General features: G+C 61.7%; 18 protein-coding genes and 3 tRNA genes. 20 read left to right on the forward strand and 1 reads right to left on the reverse strand.

The annotated features are described in order from the left end of the window. The first annotated feature begins 56 nt into the window (after positions 1-56). The gene (locus AC1Z3V_RS23675; RefSeq protein WP_483504138.1) at positions 57-455 is read left to right on the forward strand and encodes a (R)-mandelonitrile lyase; all 399 of its coding nucleotides are present in this window, start codon (positions 57-59) and stop codon (positions 453-455) included. 201 nt (positions 456-656) lie between these two features. On the opposite strand, the gene AC1Z3V_RS23680 is transcribed toward AC1Z3V_RS23675, so the two are convergent. Beyond that, positions 657-732: transfer RNA gene (locus tag AC1Z3V_RS23680), tRNA-Val, on the reverse strand. 451 nt (positions 733-1183) lie between these two features. Here AC1Z3V_RS23680 and AC1Z3V_RS23685 point away from each other — a divergent pair. From AC1Z3V_RS23685 to AC1Z3V_RS23775, 19 genes are all read left to right on the forward strand, one after another. Then, positions 1184-1260 (forward strand) — tRNA-Asp (locus tag AC1Z3V_RS23685). A gap of 76 nt (positions 1261-1336) precedes the next feature. Further along, a tRNA-Asp gene (locus AC1Z3V_RS23690) sits at positions 1337-1413 on the forward strand. Positions 1414-1709: 296 nt separating this feature from the next. Next, positions 1710-2075 carry an NADH-quinone oxidoreductase subunit A gene (locus AC1Z3V_RS23695; protein WP_429808724.1) on the forward strand — a complete coding sequence of 122 codons (366 nt, stop codon included), beginning with the start codon at positions 1710-1712 and terminating at the stop codon, positions 2073-2075. Next, complete coding sequence (locus AC1Z3V_RS23700; RefSeq protein ID WP_429808727.1) at positions 2066-2647, forward strand: NuoB/complex I 20 kDa subunit family protein; 582 nt, start codon at positions 2066-2068, stop codon at positions 2645-2647. The genes AC1Z3V_RS23695 and AC1Z3V_RS23700 overlap by 10 nt, the downstream gene beginning before the upstream one ends. Before the next feature lie 18 nt (positions 2648-2665). After that, positions 2666-3271: an NADH-quinone oxidoreductase subunit C gene (locus tag AC1Z3V_RS23705; RefSeq protein WP_429808730.1), complete on the forward strand. Its 606-nt coding sequence runs from the start codon at positions 2666-2668 to the stop codon at positions 3269-3271. A 57-nt stretch (positions 3272-3328) separates the two neighbouring features. Beyond that, positions 3329-4519: an NADH-quinone oxidoreductase subunit D gene (locus tag AC1Z3V_RS23710; RefSeq protein ID WP_173516176.1), complete on the forward strand. Its 1191-nt coding sequence runs from the start codon at positions 3329-3331 to the stop codon at positions 4517-4519. After that, positions 4519-4776 carry a hypothetical protein gene (locus AC1Z3V_RS23715; protein WP_429808733.1) on the forward strand — a complete coding sequence of 86 codons (258 nt, stop codon included), beginning with the start codon at positions 4519-4521 and terminating at the stop codon, positions 4774-4776. The genes AC1Z3V_RS23710 and AC1Z3V_RS23715 overlap by 1 nt, the downstream gene beginning before the upstream one ends. A 16-nt stretch (positions 4777-4792) precedes the next feature. Next, on the forward strand, positions 4793-5923 hold the full coding sequence (locus tag AC1Z3V_RS23720; protein ID WP_483502079.1) for an NADH-quinone oxidoreductase subunit E: 1131 nt from the start codon (positions 4793-4795) through the stop codon (positions 5921-5923). 11 nt (positions 5924-5934) lie between these two features. Then, the gene (gene nuoF, locus AC1Z3V_RS23725) at positions 5935-7239 is read left to right on the forward strand and encodes an NADH-quinone oxidoreductase subunit NuoF (protein ID WP_483502081.1); all 1305 of its coding nucleotides are present in this window, start codon (positions 5935-5937) and stop codon (positions 7237-7239) included. Positions 7240-7245: 6 nt separating this feature from the next. Beyond that, on the forward strand, positions 7246-7896 hold the full coding sequence (locus AC1Z3V_RS23730; protein WP_483502082.1) for an NADH:ubiquinone oxidoreductase: 651 nt from the start codon (positions 7246-7248) through the stop codon (positions 7894-7896). Positions 7897-8006: 110 nt separating this feature from the next. Next, positions 8007-10088, forward strand: a complete 2082-nt coding sequence (nuoG, locus tag AC1Z3V_RS23735) for an NADH-quinone oxidoreductase subunit NuoG (protein WP_483502083.1) — start codon at positions 8007-8009, stop codon at positions 10086-10088. 20 nt (positions 10089-10108) lie between these two features. Further along, positions 10109-11152 carry an NADH-quinone oxidoreductase subunit NuoH gene (gene nuoH / locus AC1Z3V_RS23740; RefSeq protein ID WP_483502084.1) on the forward strand — a complete coding sequence of 348 codons (1044 nt, stop codon included), beginning with the start codon at positions 10109-10111 and terminating at the stop codon, positions 11150-11152. 64 nt (positions 11153-11216) lie between these two features. Beyond that, positions 11217-11708 carry an NADH-quinone oxidoreductase subunit NuoI gene (nuoI, locus tag AC1Z3V_RS23745; RefSeq protein ID WP_429808750.1) on the forward strand — a complete coding sequence of 164 codons (492 nt, stop codon included), beginning with the start codon at positions 11217-11219 and terminating at the stop codon, positions 11706-11708. Positions 11709-11846: 138 nt separating this feature from the next. Next, positions 11847-12461 (forward strand): NADH-quinone oxidoreductase subunit J, encoded by a 615-nt coding sequence (locus tag AC1Z3V_RS23750; protein WP_057252871.1) that lies wholly within the window; start codon positions 11847-11849, stop codon positions 12459-12461. A 27-nt stretch (positions 12462-12488) separates the two neighbouring features. Continuing rightward, positions 12489-12797 carry an NADH-quinone oxidoreductase subunit NuoK gene (gene nuoK / locus AC1Z3V_RS23755; protein WP_025426592.1) on the forward strand — a complete coding sequence of 103 codons (309 nt, stop codon included), beginning with the start codon at positions 12489-12491 and terminating at the stop codon, positions 12795-12797. 7 nt (positions 12798-12804) lie between these two features. Beyond that, the gene (nuoL, locus tag AC1Z3V_RS23760; protein WP_483502085.1) at positions 12805-14799 is read left to right on the forward strand and encodes an NADH-quinone oxidoreductase subunit L; all 1995 of its coding nucleotides are present in this window, start codon (positions 12805-12807) and stop codon (positions 14797-14799) included. Next, on the forward strand, positions 14799-16310 hold the full coding sequence (locus AC1Z3V_RS23765) for an NADH-quinone oxidoreductase subunit M (protein WP_483502087.1): 1512 nt from the start codon (positions 14799-14801) through the stop codon (positions 16308-16310). The genes nuoL and AC1Z3V_RS23765 overlap by 1 nt, the downstream gene beginning before the upstream one ends. 19 nt (positions 16311-16329) lie before the next feature. Beyond that, positions 16330-17772, forward strand: coding sequence for an NADH-quinone oxidoreductase subunit NuoN (gene nuoN, locus AC1Z3V_RS23770; protein ID WP_429808758.1), 1443 nt, complete (start codon positions 16330-16332; stop codon positions 17770-17772). After that, positions 17772-18536, forward strand: a complete 765-nt coding sequence (locus tag AC1Z3V_RS23775) for a biotin--[acetyl-CoA-carboxylase] ligase (RefSeq protein WP_483504139.1) — start codon at positions 17772-17774, stop codon at positions 18534-18536. The genes nuoN and AC1Z3V_RS23775 overlap by 1 nt, the downstream gene beginning before the upstream one ends. The last annotated feature ends 22 nt before the right edge of the window (positions 18537-18558 follow it).

Genomic DNA, 18558 nt, shown 5'->3' on the forward strand with positions numbered 1-18558 from the left:
GTGACACACTTTCGCTGAACGGAAGTGCCGCAAACGAAAACCCGGAGGAACGAGAGATGGAGATCATACCCGGTGGATCGAGACCTTCGATGCGCGCCCCGGCGGAGTATTTCACCGGCACAGTGCGGCAGGACCCGGTCATCGAGGCCGCGGATCCGGCGCGGGTCCGCGCGGTCAGCGTAACCTTCGAGCCGGGGGGCCGCACCGCCTGGCACACCCATCCGCTCGGCCAGACCCTGATCGTGACCGCGGGCCGCGGCCTGGCGCAGACCTGGGGCGGCCCGGTGCGCGAGATTCGCGTGGGCGATGTCGTCTGGTTCCCACCGGGCGAAAAGCACTGGCATGGAGCCGCGCCCGAGACCGCAATGGTGCACCTGGCGATTCAGGAAGCGCTCGACGGCAAGGCTGTGGATTGGCTGGAGCATGTGACCGACGAGCAGTATCGCGGCGCGTAAGCGCGCCGCGCGGGACTGCGTATCCGGGGAAAATTGGCGGTCGTGTCGACAGGTTGCTTCGATCGTGATTGTCGAGGCCCTGATTCCCGCCCGCTCAAAGCGCATCGCCCATCTCGAAGAGATTATGAAGGCAGGCGCGAGCGGCGCACGAATACGCAGCGATGCCGCAAATGTATGGATGTCGATCTTCGTGGAGAATAATGGTGGGCGATGAGAGACTCGAACTCCCGACATCCTCGGTGTAAACGAGGCGCTCTACCAACTGAGCTAATCGCCCTTCCGCATCCGGACCGGATCAGTCCGCCGCGTCGGTGGCCGTGATCTAGGCGTAACCGAAAAAAACCGCAAGAGCATTTGTATCGTTTTTATGATTTTTTTTGTTGCGGGTCGCGCAACGCCCTGAATTGCCGGGGTTCGTGCTTGTGGACAGGAAAGCGGGTTCTTGGCCGTCCCGCGCGGCGGGGGAGGGCGAGAGACAAAGATTCGCCGTTAGGCACCATCGGACGGGATAGAAGCGGCGGCCGGAGTGACCTGTGGCTGCGTCGTGCATGCGATCCGGCTTCCAGAAGTTTGCCGTCACCCTGGCCTGTGGATCATTTTTCGTTCCGTCATGGATTTGTCTTCAAACACGCTTGACACCCAAATGCGAACCGCTTAGTTAGCCGCTCATCGAACGGGCAAGCCCGCTCGGTGCCGGGGCGGAAACGCTCCAGCCAAGTCAAGATGATGCGGGTGTAGCTCAGTCGGTTAGAGTGCCGGCCTGTCACGCCGGAGGTCGCGGGTTCGAGCCCCGTCACTCGCGCCACTCTTGATCTGGTCCTGCCTAGGCATTCTCATGAATGGCCAATGGTGGTAATAATGATCGTTCACGGTCATCATGCGCGGGTGTAGCTCAGTCGGTTAGAGTGCCGGCCTGTCACGCCGGAGGTCGCGGGTTCGAGCCCCGTCACTCGCGCCACTTTCCTCTTCTGGATTTTCCTGTTTCTGCGTTGTGCGGCTGGATTTGTGCGCTGCGGCAATCTGTCTCGCATTGCCGCTGTTTACGGTAAAGTCGGCGATGACCCGTGATTCCGAGCTTTGTCGCGCCCACCCATTCGATCCTGTGCCGTGAACCGGTTTAAATGACCCTTGAAGGCTTGCGCGCAGGCGCGGGCTGCGCTAACCACTCTGGCGTTGCAACATATTTTTCGGCCTGCGAGATCTGTTGTTTTGGTGCTCTCCCATGCGCCCTCCCGCAGGCAGGGACGGATAACAATGACTGAACTTCTCGGTTCCTACGTTCCGATCGCGATTTTCATTGGAATCGCATTGGTGATCGGCCTGGCGCTTCTGATTGCTCCCTTCGCCGTCGCCTTCAAGGCTCCTGATTCGGAAAAGCTGTCGGCCTATGAGTGCGGCTTCAATGCGTTCGATGACGCCCGCATGAAGTTCGACATCCGCTTCTATCTCGTGTCGATCCTCTTCATCATCTTCGACCTCGAAGTCGCCTTCCTCTTCCCCTGGGCGGTTTCGTTCCATGATCTGGGCTGGTTCGGCTTCTGGTCGATGATGGTCTTCCTCGCCGTGCTGACGATCGGCTTTGTTTATGAATGGAAGAAGGGAGCGCTGGAATGGAACTAGCATCATCCGGCACCGCGCTCGTTGCGCCCAAGCCGAAGGGGATCATCGATCCCGCCACCGGCAAGCCGATTGGCAGCAATGACGCATTCTTCGGCGAGATCAACAACGAGCTCGCCGACAAGGGTTTTCTCGTTACTTCGACGGACGAGCTCATCAACTGGGCCCGTACCGGCTCGCTGATGTGGATGACGTTCGGTCTCGCCTGCTGTGCGGTCGAGATGATGCAGATGTCGATGCCGCGCTACGATGCCGAGCGTTTCGGTTTTGCGCCGCGCGCCTCGCCGCGCCAGTCCGACGTCATGATCGTCGCCGGCACGTTGACCAACAAGATGGCGCCTGCGCTCCGCAAGGTCTATGACCAGATGCCGGAGCCGCGTTACGTCATCTCGATGGGCTCCTGCGCCAACGGCGGCGGCTACTATCACTATTCCTATTCGGTTGTTCGCGGCTGCGACCGCGTCGTTCCCGTCGACATCTACGTGCCAGGCTGTCCTCCCACGGCAGAAGCGCTGCTTTACGGCGTGCTGCTGCTGCAGAAGAAGATCCGCCGGACCGGCACGATCGAGCGCTAAGGGCAGGGGGTCTTTGATATGAGTGAAGCCCTGAACGAGCTTGCGTCCTACCTGCGTGAAACGCGCGGTGCGCTGATCTCCGACGCATCGCTGGCCTATGGCGAACTGACGCTGACGACAACGGCGGCAAACCTCATCGCGCTGCTCACTTTCCTGCGCGATGACGTGCAATGCGCCTTCGTCAACTTCGTCGATGTCTGCGGCGTCGACTGGCCGCAGCGGCCGGATCGCTTCGATGTCGTCTATCACCTGCTGTCGCCGCGCCAGAACCTGCGCGTGCGCGTCAAGGTTTCGACCGGCGAGAACGAGCCGGTTCCATCGGCGACGCCGGTCTATCCGGGCGCCGATTGGTTCGAGCGCGAAGCCTACGACATGTACGGCATCCTGTTCACCGGCCATCCGGACCTGCGCCGCATCCTGACGGACTACGGTTTCGAAGGACATCCGCTGCGCAAGGACTTTCCGGTCACCGGTTTTGTCGAGGTGCGCTATGACGACGAAGCCAAGCGTGTCGTCTACGAGCCCGTCGAGCTGAAGCAGGAATTCCGCAACTTCGACTTCCTCTCTCCCTGGGAAGGCACGGACTACGTGCTGCCTGGCGACGAGAAAGCGAAAGCACGGTGAGACTAAGTGGCCCGCGGTAGCCGCCAAGCGGCTGCCGTCCGGCCTGGAGCAATCGGTATGACCGAACACAACGTCCGCAACTTCAACATCAACTTTGGTCCGCAGCATCCGGCGGCGCACGGCGTTCTTCGTCTGGTGCTCGAGCTTGATGGCGAAATCGTCGAACGCGTCGATCCGCATATCGGCCTTCTGCATCGCGGCACCGAGAAGCTGATCGAGACCAAGACCTATCTGCAGGCCGTGCCCTATTTCGACCGCCTCGACTACGTGGCGCCGATGAACCAGGAGCACGCTTTCGCGCTTGCGGTCGAAAAGCTGACGGGCACGGAAGTCCCGATCCGCGGTCAGCTCATCCGCGTCCTCTATTCGGAAATCGGCCGCATCCTCTCGCACCTCCTGAACGTCACCACGCAGGCCATGGACGTCGGCGCGTTGACGCCGCCGCTCTGGGGCTTCGAAGAGCGCGAAAAGCTGATGGTGTTCTATGAGCGTGCCTGTGGCGCGCGCATGCACTCGGCCTATTTCCGTCCGGGCGGCGTCCACCAGGACCTGCCGCACGAGCTGGTCGAAGACATCGGCAAATGGATCGATCCGTTCCTGAAGACCGTCGACGACATCGATGAGCTGCTCACCGGCAACCGTATCTTCAAGCAGCGCAACGTCGACATTGGCGTCGTCAAGCTCGATGACGCCTGGGCCTGGGGCTTCTCGGGCGTGATGGTGCGCGGCTCGGGCGCTGCCTGGGACCTGCGCCGCTCGCAACCCTATGAGTGCTACTCGGATCTCGAATTCGATATCCCGATCGGCAAGAACGGCGACTGCTTCGACCGCTACCTGATCCGCATGATCGAGATGCGCCAGTCGGCGCGCATCATGCGCCAGTGCGTCGATCGCCTGCTCGGCGATGCCAAGGTCGGTCCGGTTTCGTCGCTCGACGGCAAGATCGTTCCGCCGAAGCGCGGCGAGATGAAACGTTCGATGGAAGCGCTGATCCACCACTTCAAGCTCTACACCGAAGGCTATCACGTGCCGGCCGGCGAAGTTTACGCTGCCGTCGAAGCGCCGAAGGGCGAGTTCGGCGTCTATCTCGTCTCCGACGGCACCAACAAGCCCTATCGCTGCAAGATCCGCGCGCCGGGTTACGCACATCTCCAGGCGATGGATTTCCTCTGTCGAGGACACCAGCTTGCCGACGTTTCGGCCGTGCTGGGCTCCCTCGATATCGTGTTCGGTGAGGTAGACCGCTGATGCGTCTCGTGCCCCTGGCCGCGCTTGCTCTTCTTGCTTTCGCATCGGCCGCTCCTGCGCAGGAGTCGGTCGACAGCGGTGCGACGTCGGGTGGCATGCGCGGGGGCTCGATGGCCGACCTCGTCGCCAAGGGCTACGAGATCAAGGCCGCGGTCGCCAATGGCACGCGCTACATCGTATTTTTGCAGAAAGACCAGTCAGCCTATGCCTGCGAATTCGTCTCGGTGACGAAATCGCGGTGCGGTTCGATTAACTGATAAGGTGTCCACTAGAATGTCCGTTCGTCGACTAGCCGAAGACACCGTCCAGCCAGCGAGCTTTGCCTTCAGCAAGGAGAACGCCGCCTGGGCGAAGGAAACGATCAAGAAATACCCCAAGGGTCGTGAGCAGTCCGCCGTCATCCCGCTTTTGATGCGCGCTCAAGATCAGGACGGCTGGGTGACGAAGGCGGCCATCGAGTCGATCGCCGACATGCTTGGCATGGCCTATATCCGCGTGCTCGAAGTTGCGACCTTCTACACCCAGTTCCAGCTTAAGCCGGTCGGCACGCGTGCGCACGTCCAGGTTTGCGGCACGACGCCGTGCATGCTGCGTGGCGCCGAGGACCTGATCAAGGTCTGCAAGAGCAAGATCGCCCATGACCCCTTCACCCTCAACGAGAGCGGCACGCTCTCCTGGGAAGAGGTCGAATGTCAGGGCGCCTGCGTCAACGCGCCGATGGTCATGATCTTCAAGGATACTTTCGAAGACCTGACACCCGAGAAGCTTGAGCAGATCATCGACCGTTTCGAGGCAGGCAAGGGTGCCGAAGTTACCCCCGGCCCGCAGATCGACCGCATCTATTCCGCGCCGGAAGGCGGCCTGACGACGCTGATGATGGCTGACCCGGCTCCGGCGAAGGCTGCGACCAGCGTCGCCAAGAAGGTCAGCGACGGGCCGGCCGTTTCCGTGCCGCCGTCGAATGCCGCCCGTGCGAAGACCGCTGCCAGCGAGACCAATGCGTCCTTGAAGACGCCGGCGACGGCGAAGGCGGAAGCCGCTGCCAACGCCAAGGTCGAAGGTGACACCGTCGACAAGTCGAAGCCGGCCAAGCCTGCCGCCGCTGCGGGCAAGCCTTCGCTCGAGGACAAGAACCGCCCGGCAGGCATCGAAAAGCCGGCGGCCGTCGACGACCTCAAGCTGATCTCCGGCGTCGGTCCGAAGATCGAGGGCACGCTGAACGAGCTGGGCATCTACACCTACGCGCAAGTTGCTTCGTGGAAGAAGGCGGAGCGCGAGTGGGTCGATGGATACCTGAATTTCAAGGGCCGCATCGAACGCGACGACTGGGTCAAGCAGGCCAAGGCGCTCGCCAAGGGCGGCGAAGCCGAATACATCAAGGTCTTCGGCAAGAAGCCGCGGTAAAGAGGTGAATTATGCTCAGAGATGAAGACCGCATCTTTACCAATATCTACGGCCTCAAGGACAAGTCCCTGAAGGGCGCCATGGCGCGCGGCCATTGGGACGGCACCAAGCAGTTGCTGGAAAAGGGCCGTGACTGGATCGTCAACGAAGTGAAGGCCTCCGGCCTGCGCGGCCGTGGCGGCGCCGGCTTCCCGACCGGCCTCAAGTGGTCCTTCATGCCGAAGGAAAGCGATGGCCGTCCGCACTATCTCGTCGTCAATGCCGACGAGTCCGAGCCCGGCACCTGCAAGGACCGTGACATCATGCGTCACGACCCGCACACCCTGATCGAAGGCTGCGTCATCGCCAGCTTCGCCATGGGTGCACATGTCGCCTATATCTACGTCCGCGGCGAGTTCATCCGCGAGCGCGAGGCGCTGCAGGCGGCGATCGACGAATGCTACGCCTACGGCCTGCTCGGCAAGAACAACAAGCTCGGCTACGACATCGACATCTACGTGCACCATGGTGCCGGTGCCTATATCTGCGGCGAAGAAACCGCGCTGCTCGAAAGCCTCGAAGGCAAGAAGGGCCAGCCGCGCCTGAAGCCGCCGTTCCCGGCCAACATGGGCCTCTATGGCTGCCCGACGACCGTCAACAACGTCGAGTCGATCGCGGTCACGCCGACCATCCTGCGCCGCGGCGCCGGCTGGTACACGAGCTTCGGTCGTCCGAACAACCACGGCACCAAGCTCTATTCGGTTTCCGGTCACGTCAACCGCCCGTGCACGGTCGAAGACGCGATGTCGATCCCGTTCCATGAACTGATCGAAAAGCACTGTGGCGGCATTCGCGGCGGCTGGGACAACCTGCTCGCCGTCATCCCCGGTGGCTCGTCCGTCCCCTGCGTGCCCGGCGCGCAGATGAAGGACGCGATCATGGACTATGACGGCCTGCGCGAGCTCGGCTCCGGTCTCGGCACCGCTGCCGTCATCGTCATGGACAAGTCGACCGACATCATCAAGGCGATCTGGCGCCTCTCGGCCTTCTACAAGCACGAGAGCTGCGGTCAGTGCACGCCGTGCCGCGAAGGCACGGGCTGGATGATGCGCGTGATGGAACGCATGGTGCAGGGCCGCGCCCAGAAGCGCGAGATCGACATGCTGTTCGACGTCACCAAGCAGGTCGAAGGCCACACGATCTGCGCGCTCGGCGACGCAGCCGCCTGGCCGATCCAGGGCCTGATCAAGCATTTCCGCCCGGAAATGGAAAAGCGCATCGACGAATACACGCGCAATGCCTCGTCGCATGGCGCGGTTCTGGAAGCGGCGGAGTAACCGACGATGGCCGGCGCGCGCGGAGAAGGACAAATGAAGGGACAGGCCGAAGCAGGCATTCCGTTCGCAGGTCCGCTTGGCGGCGATCCGGCCGATCCGTTCGGCATGGCCGAGTGGATGAAGGGCCTGCCGCAGGTGTCGTTGCACCCGCTTATGGTGCATCCGGCTGCCGCGGTCGCGGCGGCGACCGCGATCGGTTTCGGCCTCACGAGTCACATTGCAGGCGCCATGCTCGGTGCCATGCAGGGGGCGGTCGAGGCGGCTCAGAAGCGGGCGGAACCCGCGGCTTCTGGCGCGACGGCCCCGGTGGTCGCAAAGACGGTGCAAGCCGAAGCAAGGCCGGAACCGGTCGCCAGGCCGTCCACGGCCGCCAAGCGCGTTGCGGCGAAGCCGGTGGTTGATAAGGCCGCCGTCGAGAAGCCGATTAAGGTTCGCGCGGCGCGGACCAAGGCGGAGGCCGCTGACGACCTGAAGCGGATCTCCGGTATCGGCCCGAAGCTCGAGCAGGTGCTGAACGCGAAGGGCGTGCGCGGTTTTGCCGACATTGCCGGCTGGAGCGACGCGGACGTTGCCCGCTTCGATGACGAACTCGGTTTCGGCGGCCGCATCAAGCGGGATGACTGGGTTGGACAGGCCAAAGCGCTGAAAGGCGCGTGAGACAATAGGGGCGGGGACCTGAGACGGTCATCGCCCGCAAGCAGCAAGGCTGTGTTGGAATTGTCCATCGCCGGAAGGCCGATGGACGGAAGACAGGATTGAGTACGAAGATGGCAAAGCTGAAAGTCGACGGAAAAGAGATCGAGGTACCGGATCATTTCACGCTGCTTCAGGCGTGCGAAGAGGCCGGAGCCGAGGTTCCGCGCTTCTGTTTCCACGAGCGGCTTTCGGTCGCCGGCAACTGCCGCATGTGTCTGATCGAAGTGAAGGGAGGGCCGCCGAAGCCCGCCGCCTCCTGCGCCATGGGCGTGCGCGACCTTCGTCCGGGCCCGAACGGCGAAGCGCCGGAAGTCTTCACGACCACGCCGATGGTCAAGAAGGCCCGCGAAGGCGTGATGGAATTCCTGCTGATCAACCATCCGCTCGACTGCCCGATCTGTGACCAGGGCGGCGAATGCGACCTGCAGGACCAGGCGATGGCCTTCGGCATCGACAGTTCGCGCTACCAGGAAAACAAGCGCGCCGTCGAAGACAAGTATATCGGCCCGCTCGTCAAGACCGTGATGAACCGCTGCATCCACTGCACGCGCTGCGTCCGCTTCACGACCGAAGTTGCCGGTATTGCCGAGCTTGGCCTGATCGGCCGCGGCGAAGACGCCGAGATCACCACCTATCTCGAGCAGGCCATGACGTCCGAATTGCAGGGCAATGTCGTTGACCTCTGCCCGGTCGGCGCGCTGACCTCGAAGCCGTTTGCCTTTACCGCCCGTCCGTGGGAGCTGAACAAGACCGAATCCATCGACGTGATGGACGCACTGGGCTCTGCGATCCGCGTCGATACCCGCGGCCGCGAAGTCATGCGCATCATGCCGCGCGTCAACGAAGACATCAATGAAGAGTGGATCTCCGACAAGAGCCGCTTCATCTGGGACGGCCTGAAGACGCAGCGCCTCGATCGTCCCTACGTCAAGAAGGATGGCCGACTGCAGCCGGCGACCTGGGGCGAAGCCTTCCAGGCGGTCAAGGCTGCCGTTGCCAAGACCTCCGGCGACAAGATCGGCGCCATTGCCGGCGACCTCGCTTCGGTCGAGGAAATGTATGCACTGAAGAGCCTGATCGCAGCGCTCGGCTCCGAGAGCGTCGACTGCCGCCAGGATGGCGCAGCACTCGACCCGTCGCTCGGCCGCGCCAGCTACCTCTTCAACCCGACGATCGCCGGCATCGAAAGCGCCGATGCGCTGCTGATCATCGGCTCGAACCCGCGCTTCGAGGCGTCCGTCCTCAACGCCCGTATCCGCAAGCGCTACCGCATGGGCAATTTCCCGATCGCCGTGATCGGTGAGCCCGGTGAACTGCGCTACGAATACGAGTATCTCGGCGCCGGCACCGAAACGCTGGCCGAGCTCGTTTCCGGAAAGGGCAAGTTCGCCGCAACGCTGAAGAAGGCCCAGCGCCCGATGATCCTCATCGGCCAGGGCGCGATCGCAGGGGAGGGCGGTGCTGCCGTTCTCGCTGCTGCGGCCAAGCTCGCAGGCGTCGTCGGTGCAGTCACCGCCGAGTGGAACGGTTTTGCCGTCCTTCACACGGCTGCTTCCCGTGTCGGTGGTCTCGACCTCGGCTTCGTGCCGGGTGCGAACGGCAAGTCGGCCGCCGAAATGGTCACTGCTTCCGACGTTCTCTTCCTGCTCGGCGCTGACGAGATCGATCTTTCGGCGCGCAAGTCCGGCTTCACCGTCTATATCGGCTCGCACGGCGACAACGGCGCGCATGCTGCCGACGTCATCCTGCCGGGTGCAACCTACACCGAAAAGTCCGGCACCTGGGTCAACACCGAGGGTCGCGTCCAGGTTGGCAACCGCGCCGGCTTCGCACCGGGCGACGCACGTGAGGACTGGGCGATCATCCGCGCACTCTCCGACGTTCTCGGCAAGAAGCTGCCCTTTGATTCGCTTGGCGAATTGCGCTCGAAGCTCTATGCGGCCCACCCGCATTTCGCTGACGTCGACGCGATCGCGACCGGTAACGGCGACGAAATTGCCGCACTCGGCCAAAAAGCCGGTGAGATGGGCAAATCCGTGTTTGCGTCTCCGGTCAAAGACTTCTATTTGACGAACCCGATAGCGCGCGCATCCGCCGTCATGGCCGAATGCTCGGCTTTGGCACGCAACAATTTCAAAGCTGCGGCGGAATGAGCGCGAGGGAATAGAGTATCATGGACGCTTTCGTTTCGACCTATGTCTGGCCCGCGATCATCATGGTCGCCCAGTCGCTGCTGCTCCTGGTCGCGCTGCTGCTTTTCATCGCCTACATCCTGCTCGCCGACCGTAAGATCTGGGCCGCAGTTCAGCTCCGCCGTGGTCCGAATGTGGTGGGCCCCTGGGGGCTTTTCCAGTCCTTCGCCGACCTTTTGAAGTTCGTCTTCAAGGAGCCGGTGATTCCGGCCGGCGCCAACAAGGCGATCTTCCTGCTCGCCCCGCTCGTTTCCGTCACGCTGGCGCTCGCCGCCTGGGCGGTGATCCCGCTCAACGCCGGATGGGTGATCGCGAACATCAACGTCGGCATCCTCTTCGTGTTCGCCATATCTTCTCTTGAAGTTTATGGCATCATCATGGGTGGCTGGGCGTCGAACTCCAAGTATCCGTTCCTCGGTGCGCTTCGTTCCGCGGCGCAGATGGTTTCCTACGAAGTCTCGATCGGCTTCGTCATCGTCACCGTCCTGCTTTGCGTCGGCTCGCTGAACCTGACGGATATCGTCAACGCCCAGACCGACGGCATCGGTACGCGCCTCGGCCTCCCGGCGTCCTTCCTTGACTGGCACTGGCTGGCATTGTTCCCGATGTTCATCGTGTTCTTCATTTCGGCGCTCGCCGAAACGAACCGCCCGCCCTTCGACTTGCCGGAAGCCGAATCCGAACTCGTCGCCGGCTTCATGGTCGAGTACGGCTCCACTCCGTACATGATGTTCATGCTCGGCGAATATGCCGCCATCTGCCTGATGTGCGCGCTGACGACGATCCTGTTCCTTGGCGGCTGGCTGCCGCCGGTCGACGTCTGGTTCCTGAACTGGGTTCCCGGCATCATCTGGTTCATTCTGAAGGCATCCTTCGTGTTCTTCATGTTCGCGATGGTGAAGGCTTTCGTTCCGCGGTATCGCTACGACCAGCTGATGCGTCTCGGCTGGAAGGTCTTCCTGCCGCTTTCTCTTGCAATGGTCGTGATCACTGCATTCGTTCTCAAGCTGACGGGAGCCGCATGACGATGGCTCACGTTTTGCAGCATACCGCCGGCCGCTCCCAGGCCGGCAATTCTGGAGGTAAATGATGGCCGGTCTTTCGCAAGCCGTCAGCTCGCTGTTCCTGAAGGAATTCGTCGGCGCGTTCTTTCTGTCGATGCGCTATTTCTTCAAGCCGAAGGCGACGGTGAACTATCCCTTCGAAAAGGGGCCGGTCAGCCCGCGCTTCCGCGGCGAGCATGCTCTGCGCCGCTATCCGAATGGTGAAGAGCGTTGCATCGCCTGCAAGCTGTGCGAGGCGATCTGTCCTGCACAGGCCATCACCATCGAAGCCGGACCGCGCCGCAACGACGGCACGCGCCGCACGGTGCGCTACGACATCGACATGGTGAAGTGCATCTATTGCGGTTTCTGCCAGGAAGCCTGTCCGGTCGATGCCATCGTCGAAGGCCCGAACTTCGAGTTCGCCACCGAGACGCGCGAAGAGCTTTACTACGACAAGGACAAGCTCCTCGCCAACGGCGACCGTTGGGAACGGGAAATCGCACGCAACATCGCAATGGACTCGCCCTATCGCTGAGGCCGGAGCGTAGTGCCGCCCCGGGGAGGGCGGTGCATGTGACATAGGTTTGGGCAACGGCCGGACGCGTGTCCGGCTTTGCCTGTGGAGTGGAGCCAGAAGCGCTTCACGCCGTGCAAGACGAAAAAGGCACCGATCATGGGTCTGCAGGTTCTTTTTTTCTATCTCTTTGCCTTCATCGCGGTGGCGTCGGCATTTATGGTCATTGCGGCCAGGAACCCGGTTTATTCGGTTCTGTTCCTGATCCTGACCTTCTTTAACTCGGCGGGTCTGTTCCTGCTGACCGGCGCCGAATTCCTCGCGATGATCCTGCTGGTTGTCTATGTCGGTGCGGTCGCGGTGCTCTTCCTGTTCGTGGTCATGATGCTCGACATCGACTTCGCGGAATTGCGCGCAGGCGTGCTCGAATACGCGCCGATCGGCGCCCTGATCGGCCTTATCCTCGCAGCCGAGCTCATCATCGTGGTCGGCGGCGCAACCTTCTCGCCGGAAATCGCCAAGGCGATTTCGATGCCGATCCCGGCCGTCACGGAGCGGACGAACACGGCAGCCCTCGGCGACGTGCTCTACACCCACTACGTTTACTTCTTCCAGATCGCCGGCCTCGTACTGCTCGTCGCCATGATCGGCGCGATCGTGCTGACCCTGCGCCATCGCGAAAACATCAAGCGCCAGAACATCCCGCAGCAGGTTGCCCGTACACCCGAGACCGCCGTCGAAGTGGTCACGGTCAAGCCGGGCCAGGGCATCTAAGTCGGACGCGAGATCGAGGAACAAAAAATGGAAATCGGAATTTCCCACTATCTCACCGTCAGCGCCATCCTGTTCACGCTGGGCGTCTTCGGCATCTTCCTGAACCGGAAGAACGTCATCGTCATCCTGATGTCGGTCGAACTCATTCTTCTCGCGGTCAACATCAACATGGTTGCCTTTTCGTCGTTCCTGAACGACATCACAGGCCAGGTCTTCGCCCTGTTCATCCTGACCGTCGCGGCTGCGGAAGCGGCCATCGGACTTGCAATTCTCGTCGTCTTCTACCGCAACCGCGGCTCGATCGCTGTTGAAGACGTCAACATGATGAAGGGCTGATTGGGCTATGGATACCATCATCAAGGCTATCGTCTTCCTGCCTTTGATCGGCTTTCTGATCGCCGGCCTCTTCGGGACTTCGATCGGCGCCAAGGCATCGGAATATGTCACCAGCGGTCTGATGATCATCGCCGCCGTGCTCTCCTGGTACGTCTTCTTCGACGTCGCGCTCGGCCACCAGGAGATGATCAAGGTTTCGGTGCTGCGCTGGATCCAGTCCGGCAGCTTCGACGTCGAATGGGCGTTCCGCGTTGACACGCTGACGTCGGTCATGTTCGTCGTCGTCAACACCGTGTCGACGCTCGTGCATGTCTATTCGATCGGATACATGCATCACGATCCGCATCGTCCGCGCTTCTTTGCCTATCTGTCGCTCTTCACCTTCGCGATGCTCATGCTCATCACGTCGGACAACCTGGTGCAGATGTTCTTCGGCTGGGAAGGCGTGGGCCTGGCGTCCTACCTGCTCATCGGCTTCTGGTACAAGAAGCCTTCGGCCAACGCAGCGGCGATGAAGGCCTTCATCGTCAACCGCGTCGGCGACTTCGGCTTCTCGCTCGGCATCTTCCTCGTCTTCGTGCTGTTCGGCTCGGTCAACTTCGAGACGATCTTCGCTGCCGCCCAGACCTACCTGCCGGCCGAAGGCGCTGCAGCAGGGGAGGCGGTTGTCACCCTGTTCGGCATGCACCTCGACAAGGCTGACGCCATCACGGCTGCCTGCTTGCTGCTCTTCATGGGCGCGATGGGCAAGTCGGCGCAGTTCCTGCTGCACACCTGGCTTCCGGACGCGATGGAAGGTCCGACCCCGGTTTCGGCCCTTATCCATGCCGCAACCATGGTCACCGCCGGCGTCTTCCTCGTCGCCCGCATGTCGCCGCTGTTTGAACTTTCGCCGGATGCACTGACCGTCGTCACGATCATCGGCGCGATCACCGCCTTCTTCGCCGCGACCGTCGGTCTCGTCCAGAACGATATCAAGCGCGTCATCGCCTATTCGACCTGCTCGCAGCTCGGCTACATGTTCGTGGCGCTCGGCGTCGGCGCCTATGGCGCAGCCATCTTCCACCTGTTCACGCACGCCTTCTTCAAGGCACTGCTGTTCTTGGGTGCCGGTTCGGTCATCCACGCCGTCGATGGCGAACAGGACATGCGCTACATGGGCGGCCTTCGGAAGCATATCCCGGTCACCTACTGGATGATGTTCATCGGTACGATCGCACTGACCGGCGTCGGTATCCCCGGTACGCTCTTCGGTACGGCTGGCTTCTTCTCGAAGGATGCGATCATCGAGTCGACCTTCGCCTCGCACAGCACCGTATCGGGCTTTGCCTTCGCGCTACTGGTGATCGCCGCGCTGTTCACGAGCTTCTACTCCTGGCGCCTGACCTTCATGACGTTCCACGGCAAGCCGCGTGCGTCTTCGGATGTCATGCATCACGTCCATGAATCGCCCCAGGTCATGCTGGTGCCGCTTTATATCCTGGGTGCCGGTGCGCTGCTCGCGGGTTTCCTGTTCCACGACCACTTCTTCGGCCACGAATATGCCGAGTTCTGGAAGGGTGCGCTCTTCACGGGAGCGGAAAACGAGATCCTCGAGGAGTATCACCACGTCCCGTTGTGGGTTAAGTGGAGCCCGTTTGCCGCGATGGCGCTCGGCCTCTTCACCGCCTGGTACATGTATATCCGCCGGCCGGAACTGCCGAAGTACCTGGCGGAGCAGCATCGTGGCCTCTACCAGTTCCTGCTCAACAAGTGGTACTTCGACGAGCTCTATGACTTCCTGTTCGTACGTTCGGCCAAGTGGCTCGGCACCTTCCTGTGGAAGGAAGGCGATGGCCGCGTGATCGATGGCTACGGCCCGAACGGCATTGCCGCGCGCGTGCTTAACGTCACTGACCGCGTTGTCCGCCTGCAGACTGGTTACCTCTATCACTACGCGTTCGCGATGCTGATCGGCATTGCCGCGCTCGTTACTTGGATGATGTTCAGGAGTTCCTTCTGATGACCGATTGGCCCGTACTTTCCGCGGTCACCTTCATGCCGCTCGTCGGCGTCCTGCTTCTCTTGCTGACAAGGGAAGACAGCGCTTACGGCCGCCGGAACATCCTGAACGTATCGCTGCTGACGACGATCTTCACGCTCGCCGTGTCGGTCTACATCTGGTACCAGTTCGACGCCTCGAACCCGGGCTTCCAGATGATCGAAAAGCACGACTGGCTCGGCACCGGCATTTCCTACCATCTCGGCGTCGACGGCATTTCGGTACTTTTCGTCGTGCTCTCGGCCTTCCTCATGCCGTTCTGCGTCCTTGCAAGCTGGCTGACGATCGAGAAGCGGCTCAAGGCATACATGATCGCCTTCCTTGTCCTGGAAACGTTCATGATCGGTGTCTTCGTGTCGCTCGATATCGTGCTCTTCTACGTATTCTTCGAAGCCGGCCTGATCCCGATGTTCATCATCATCGGTGTCTGGGGCGGTAAGGACCGCGTCTACGCCAGCTATAAGTTCTTCCTCTACACGCTGCTCGGCTCGGTGCTAATGCTGCTCGCGATCATGGCGATGTACTGGCAGGCCGGTACGACCGACATCCCGCAGTTGATCGCCTACAGCTTCCCGCGCCAGATGCAGACGTGGCTGTGGCTCGCCTTCTTTGCCTCCTTCGCGGTGAAGATGCCGATGTGGCCGGTCCATACCTGGCTTCCGGACGCGCACGTTCAGGCGCCGACGGCGGGCTCGGTCATCCTGGCAGGCATTCTCCTGAAGCTCGGCGGTTACGGCTTCCTGCGCTTCTCGCTGCCGATGTTCCCGCTGGCATCCGACTATTTCGCGCCGTTCGTCTTCACGCTTTCCGTCGTCGCCATCATCTACACCTCGCTGGTCGCGATGATGCAGACGGACATCAAGAAGCTGATCGCCTATTCGTCGGTTGCGCACATGGGTTACGTGACGATGGGTATCTTCGCCGCCAATACCCAGGGCGTGCAGGGTGCGATCTTCCAGATGCTGTCGCACGGCATCGTCTCCGGCGCGCTCTTCCTCTGTGTCGGCGTCGTCTATGACCGTCTGCATACCCGCGAGATCTTGGCCTATGGCGGCCTGGTCAACAACATGCCGAAATACGCCGTCGCCTTCATGGTCTTCACCATGGCCAACGTCGGCCTCCCGGGCACCTCCGGCTTCGTCGGCGAAGTCCTGACCCTCGTAGGCGCGTTCCGTGCCAACACCTGGGTTGCGCTCTTCGCGACGTCGGGCGTCATCCTCTCGGCCGCCTATGCTCTCTGGCTCTATCGTCGGGTGATCTTCGGTGCGCTGGAAAAGGAAAGCCTGAAGGCGCTGCTCGACCTGTCGCCGCGTGAAAAGGCCATTCTTTATCCGCTGGTGATCTTGACGATCTTCTTCGGCGTCTACCCGGCTCCGATCTTCGATGCGACCGCGGCTTCCGTGGATCTGCTCGTCAACAACTACTCCGCAGCCCTGCAGGCAGCGCAAAACGTTGCGCTTTCGGTGCAATGACCACAGGACGTGATTGGACATGACTGCTGAAACCCTCCTTGCAAGCCTGCAACTCTCGATCCCCGAGTTGATCCTCGCGGTCGGCGCTATGGCATTGCTGATGATCGGCGTATTTGCCGGCGAAAAGTCGGCTTCGACCGTCACCGGCCTTGCGGTTGCCGTTCTGATCATCGCCGGCCTCTGGCTCGTTCTGAAAACTGGTGAAGGCGAAGCCTATGGCGGCGCCTTCCTCTCGGATCCCTTCGCCAAATTCATGAAGGTGCTGGCGTTGATCGGTTCGATCACGGCGATGGTGATGACCGTCGGTCACGCGCGTTCCGCCCAGATCGATCGCTTCGAGTTCCCGGTGCTGCTGGTGCTGGCGACGCTCGGCATGCTGCTGATGATCTCGGCCAACGACCTGATCTCGCTCTATCTCTCGCTGGAACTGCAGTCACTTGCGCTCTATGTCGTCGCCGCCATCAACCGCGATAGCGTTCGTTCGACCGAAGCCGGCCTCAAGTACTTCGTGCTCGGCGCGCTTTCGTCGGGCATGCTGCTCTATGGCATGTCGTTGATCTACGGCTTCACCGGTCATACCGGCTTTACCCAGATTGCCGCGGCGCTGACGGCGGAAGGCCGCTCGCTCGGCCTGATCTTCGGTCTCGTCTTCGTGCTCGCCGGTCTCGCCTTCAAGATTTCGGCCGTGCCGTTCCACATGTGGACGCCTGACGTCTACGAAGGCGCACCGACACCGGTCACCGCCTTCTTCGCGGCAGCGCCGAAGGTCGCCGCCATGGCGATCCTTGTGCGTATCGTCATCAACGCCTTCGAGCCCGTCGTTGCCGACTGGCAGCAGATCATCGTCTTCATCTCTATCGCTTCGATGCTGCTCGGCGCCTTCGCCGCGATCGGCCAGAAGAACATCAAGCGCCTGATGGCCTATTCCTCGATCGGTCACATGGGTTACGCGCTGGTCGGCCTTGCTGCCGGCTCGATGGCGGGCGTTCGCGGCGTGCTGCTCTACATGCTCATCTACATGGTCATGACGCTCGGCACCTTTGCCTGCATCCTGGCGATGCGGCGCAAGGAAGGCGAAAACGTCGAGAACATCGACGATCTCGCGGGCCTGTCGCAGACGAACCCCTTCATGGCGACCGTGCTGACCATCATGATGTTCTCGCTCGCCGGCATCCCGCCGATGGCAGGCTTCTTCGGGAAGTACTTCGTCTTCATGGCTGCGATCGAAGCGCAGCTCTATGCACTCGCCATCATCGGCGTGCTCGCATCCGTTGTCGGCGCGTACTATTATCTGCGAGTCATCAAGGTGATGTGGTTCGATGACGCCAAGGGTGAATTTGCCCGTACGGCTGGCGAACTGAAACTGGTGTTCGGCCTCTCGGGTCTGTTCGTCCTCGGATACGTCCTGATCGGCGGTCCGCTTGGAAGCGCTGCCGAGGCCGCGGCGCGGACCTTCTTTTGATCGCCCCTGAAAGCGGTGGCCGGATATCGCCCGACGATTTCCGGCACGTCGCTCTCGATGTGGTCGGATCGACAAACAGCGAATGCCTGGCGCGTGCGCGCCAGGGCGACCCGGGCAATCTCTGGGTCACGGCAGTCAGGCAGACCGGTGGCCGCGGCCGCCGCGGTCGCGCCTGGTTTTCGGAACCCGGCAACCTCTATGCATCGCTTCTCCTGATCGATCCGGCACCAATCGAGCATCTGCATTCTCTGCCGCTCGCCGTTGCCGTCGCCGTGCACCGGGCAATTCGGCAGGTGATGCCGCCGGGTGCGGCACCGGTGGAGATCAAGTGGCCAAACGACATTCTCATCGACGGGAAAAAGACCTGCGGCATCCTGCTCGAGGGGGAGGCGCTTCCGGATGGGCGCCAGGCGTTGGTCATTGGCTGCGGCATCAACATTGCCGTCCAGCCGGACGAGGCCCTCTATCCCGTCACCTCGTTGAGGAAGGAAGGCGCTTCGGTTTCGCCGGACGAACTTTTCGCGCGACTGTTCATGACGATGGCGGAGACGCTGTCGCTATGGGACCGTGGCGCGGGGATTGCAAAGACCATCGAGCAATGGCGGGCGGCCGCCCGCGGCATCGGTGAGACGATTACAGTGAACCTGCCGGACCGGTCGCTTTCGGGTCGCTTTGCCGGTATTGATGAGACCGGGCGGTTGATGCTCGATACCGGGTCAGGCACGATGCAGGCGATTGCAGCCGGCGACGTATTTTTCGGATAATTTCTAGAACAAGGGCGCACTA

It is taken from the genome of Ensifer sp. 38_S197, from assembly GCF_056924495.1.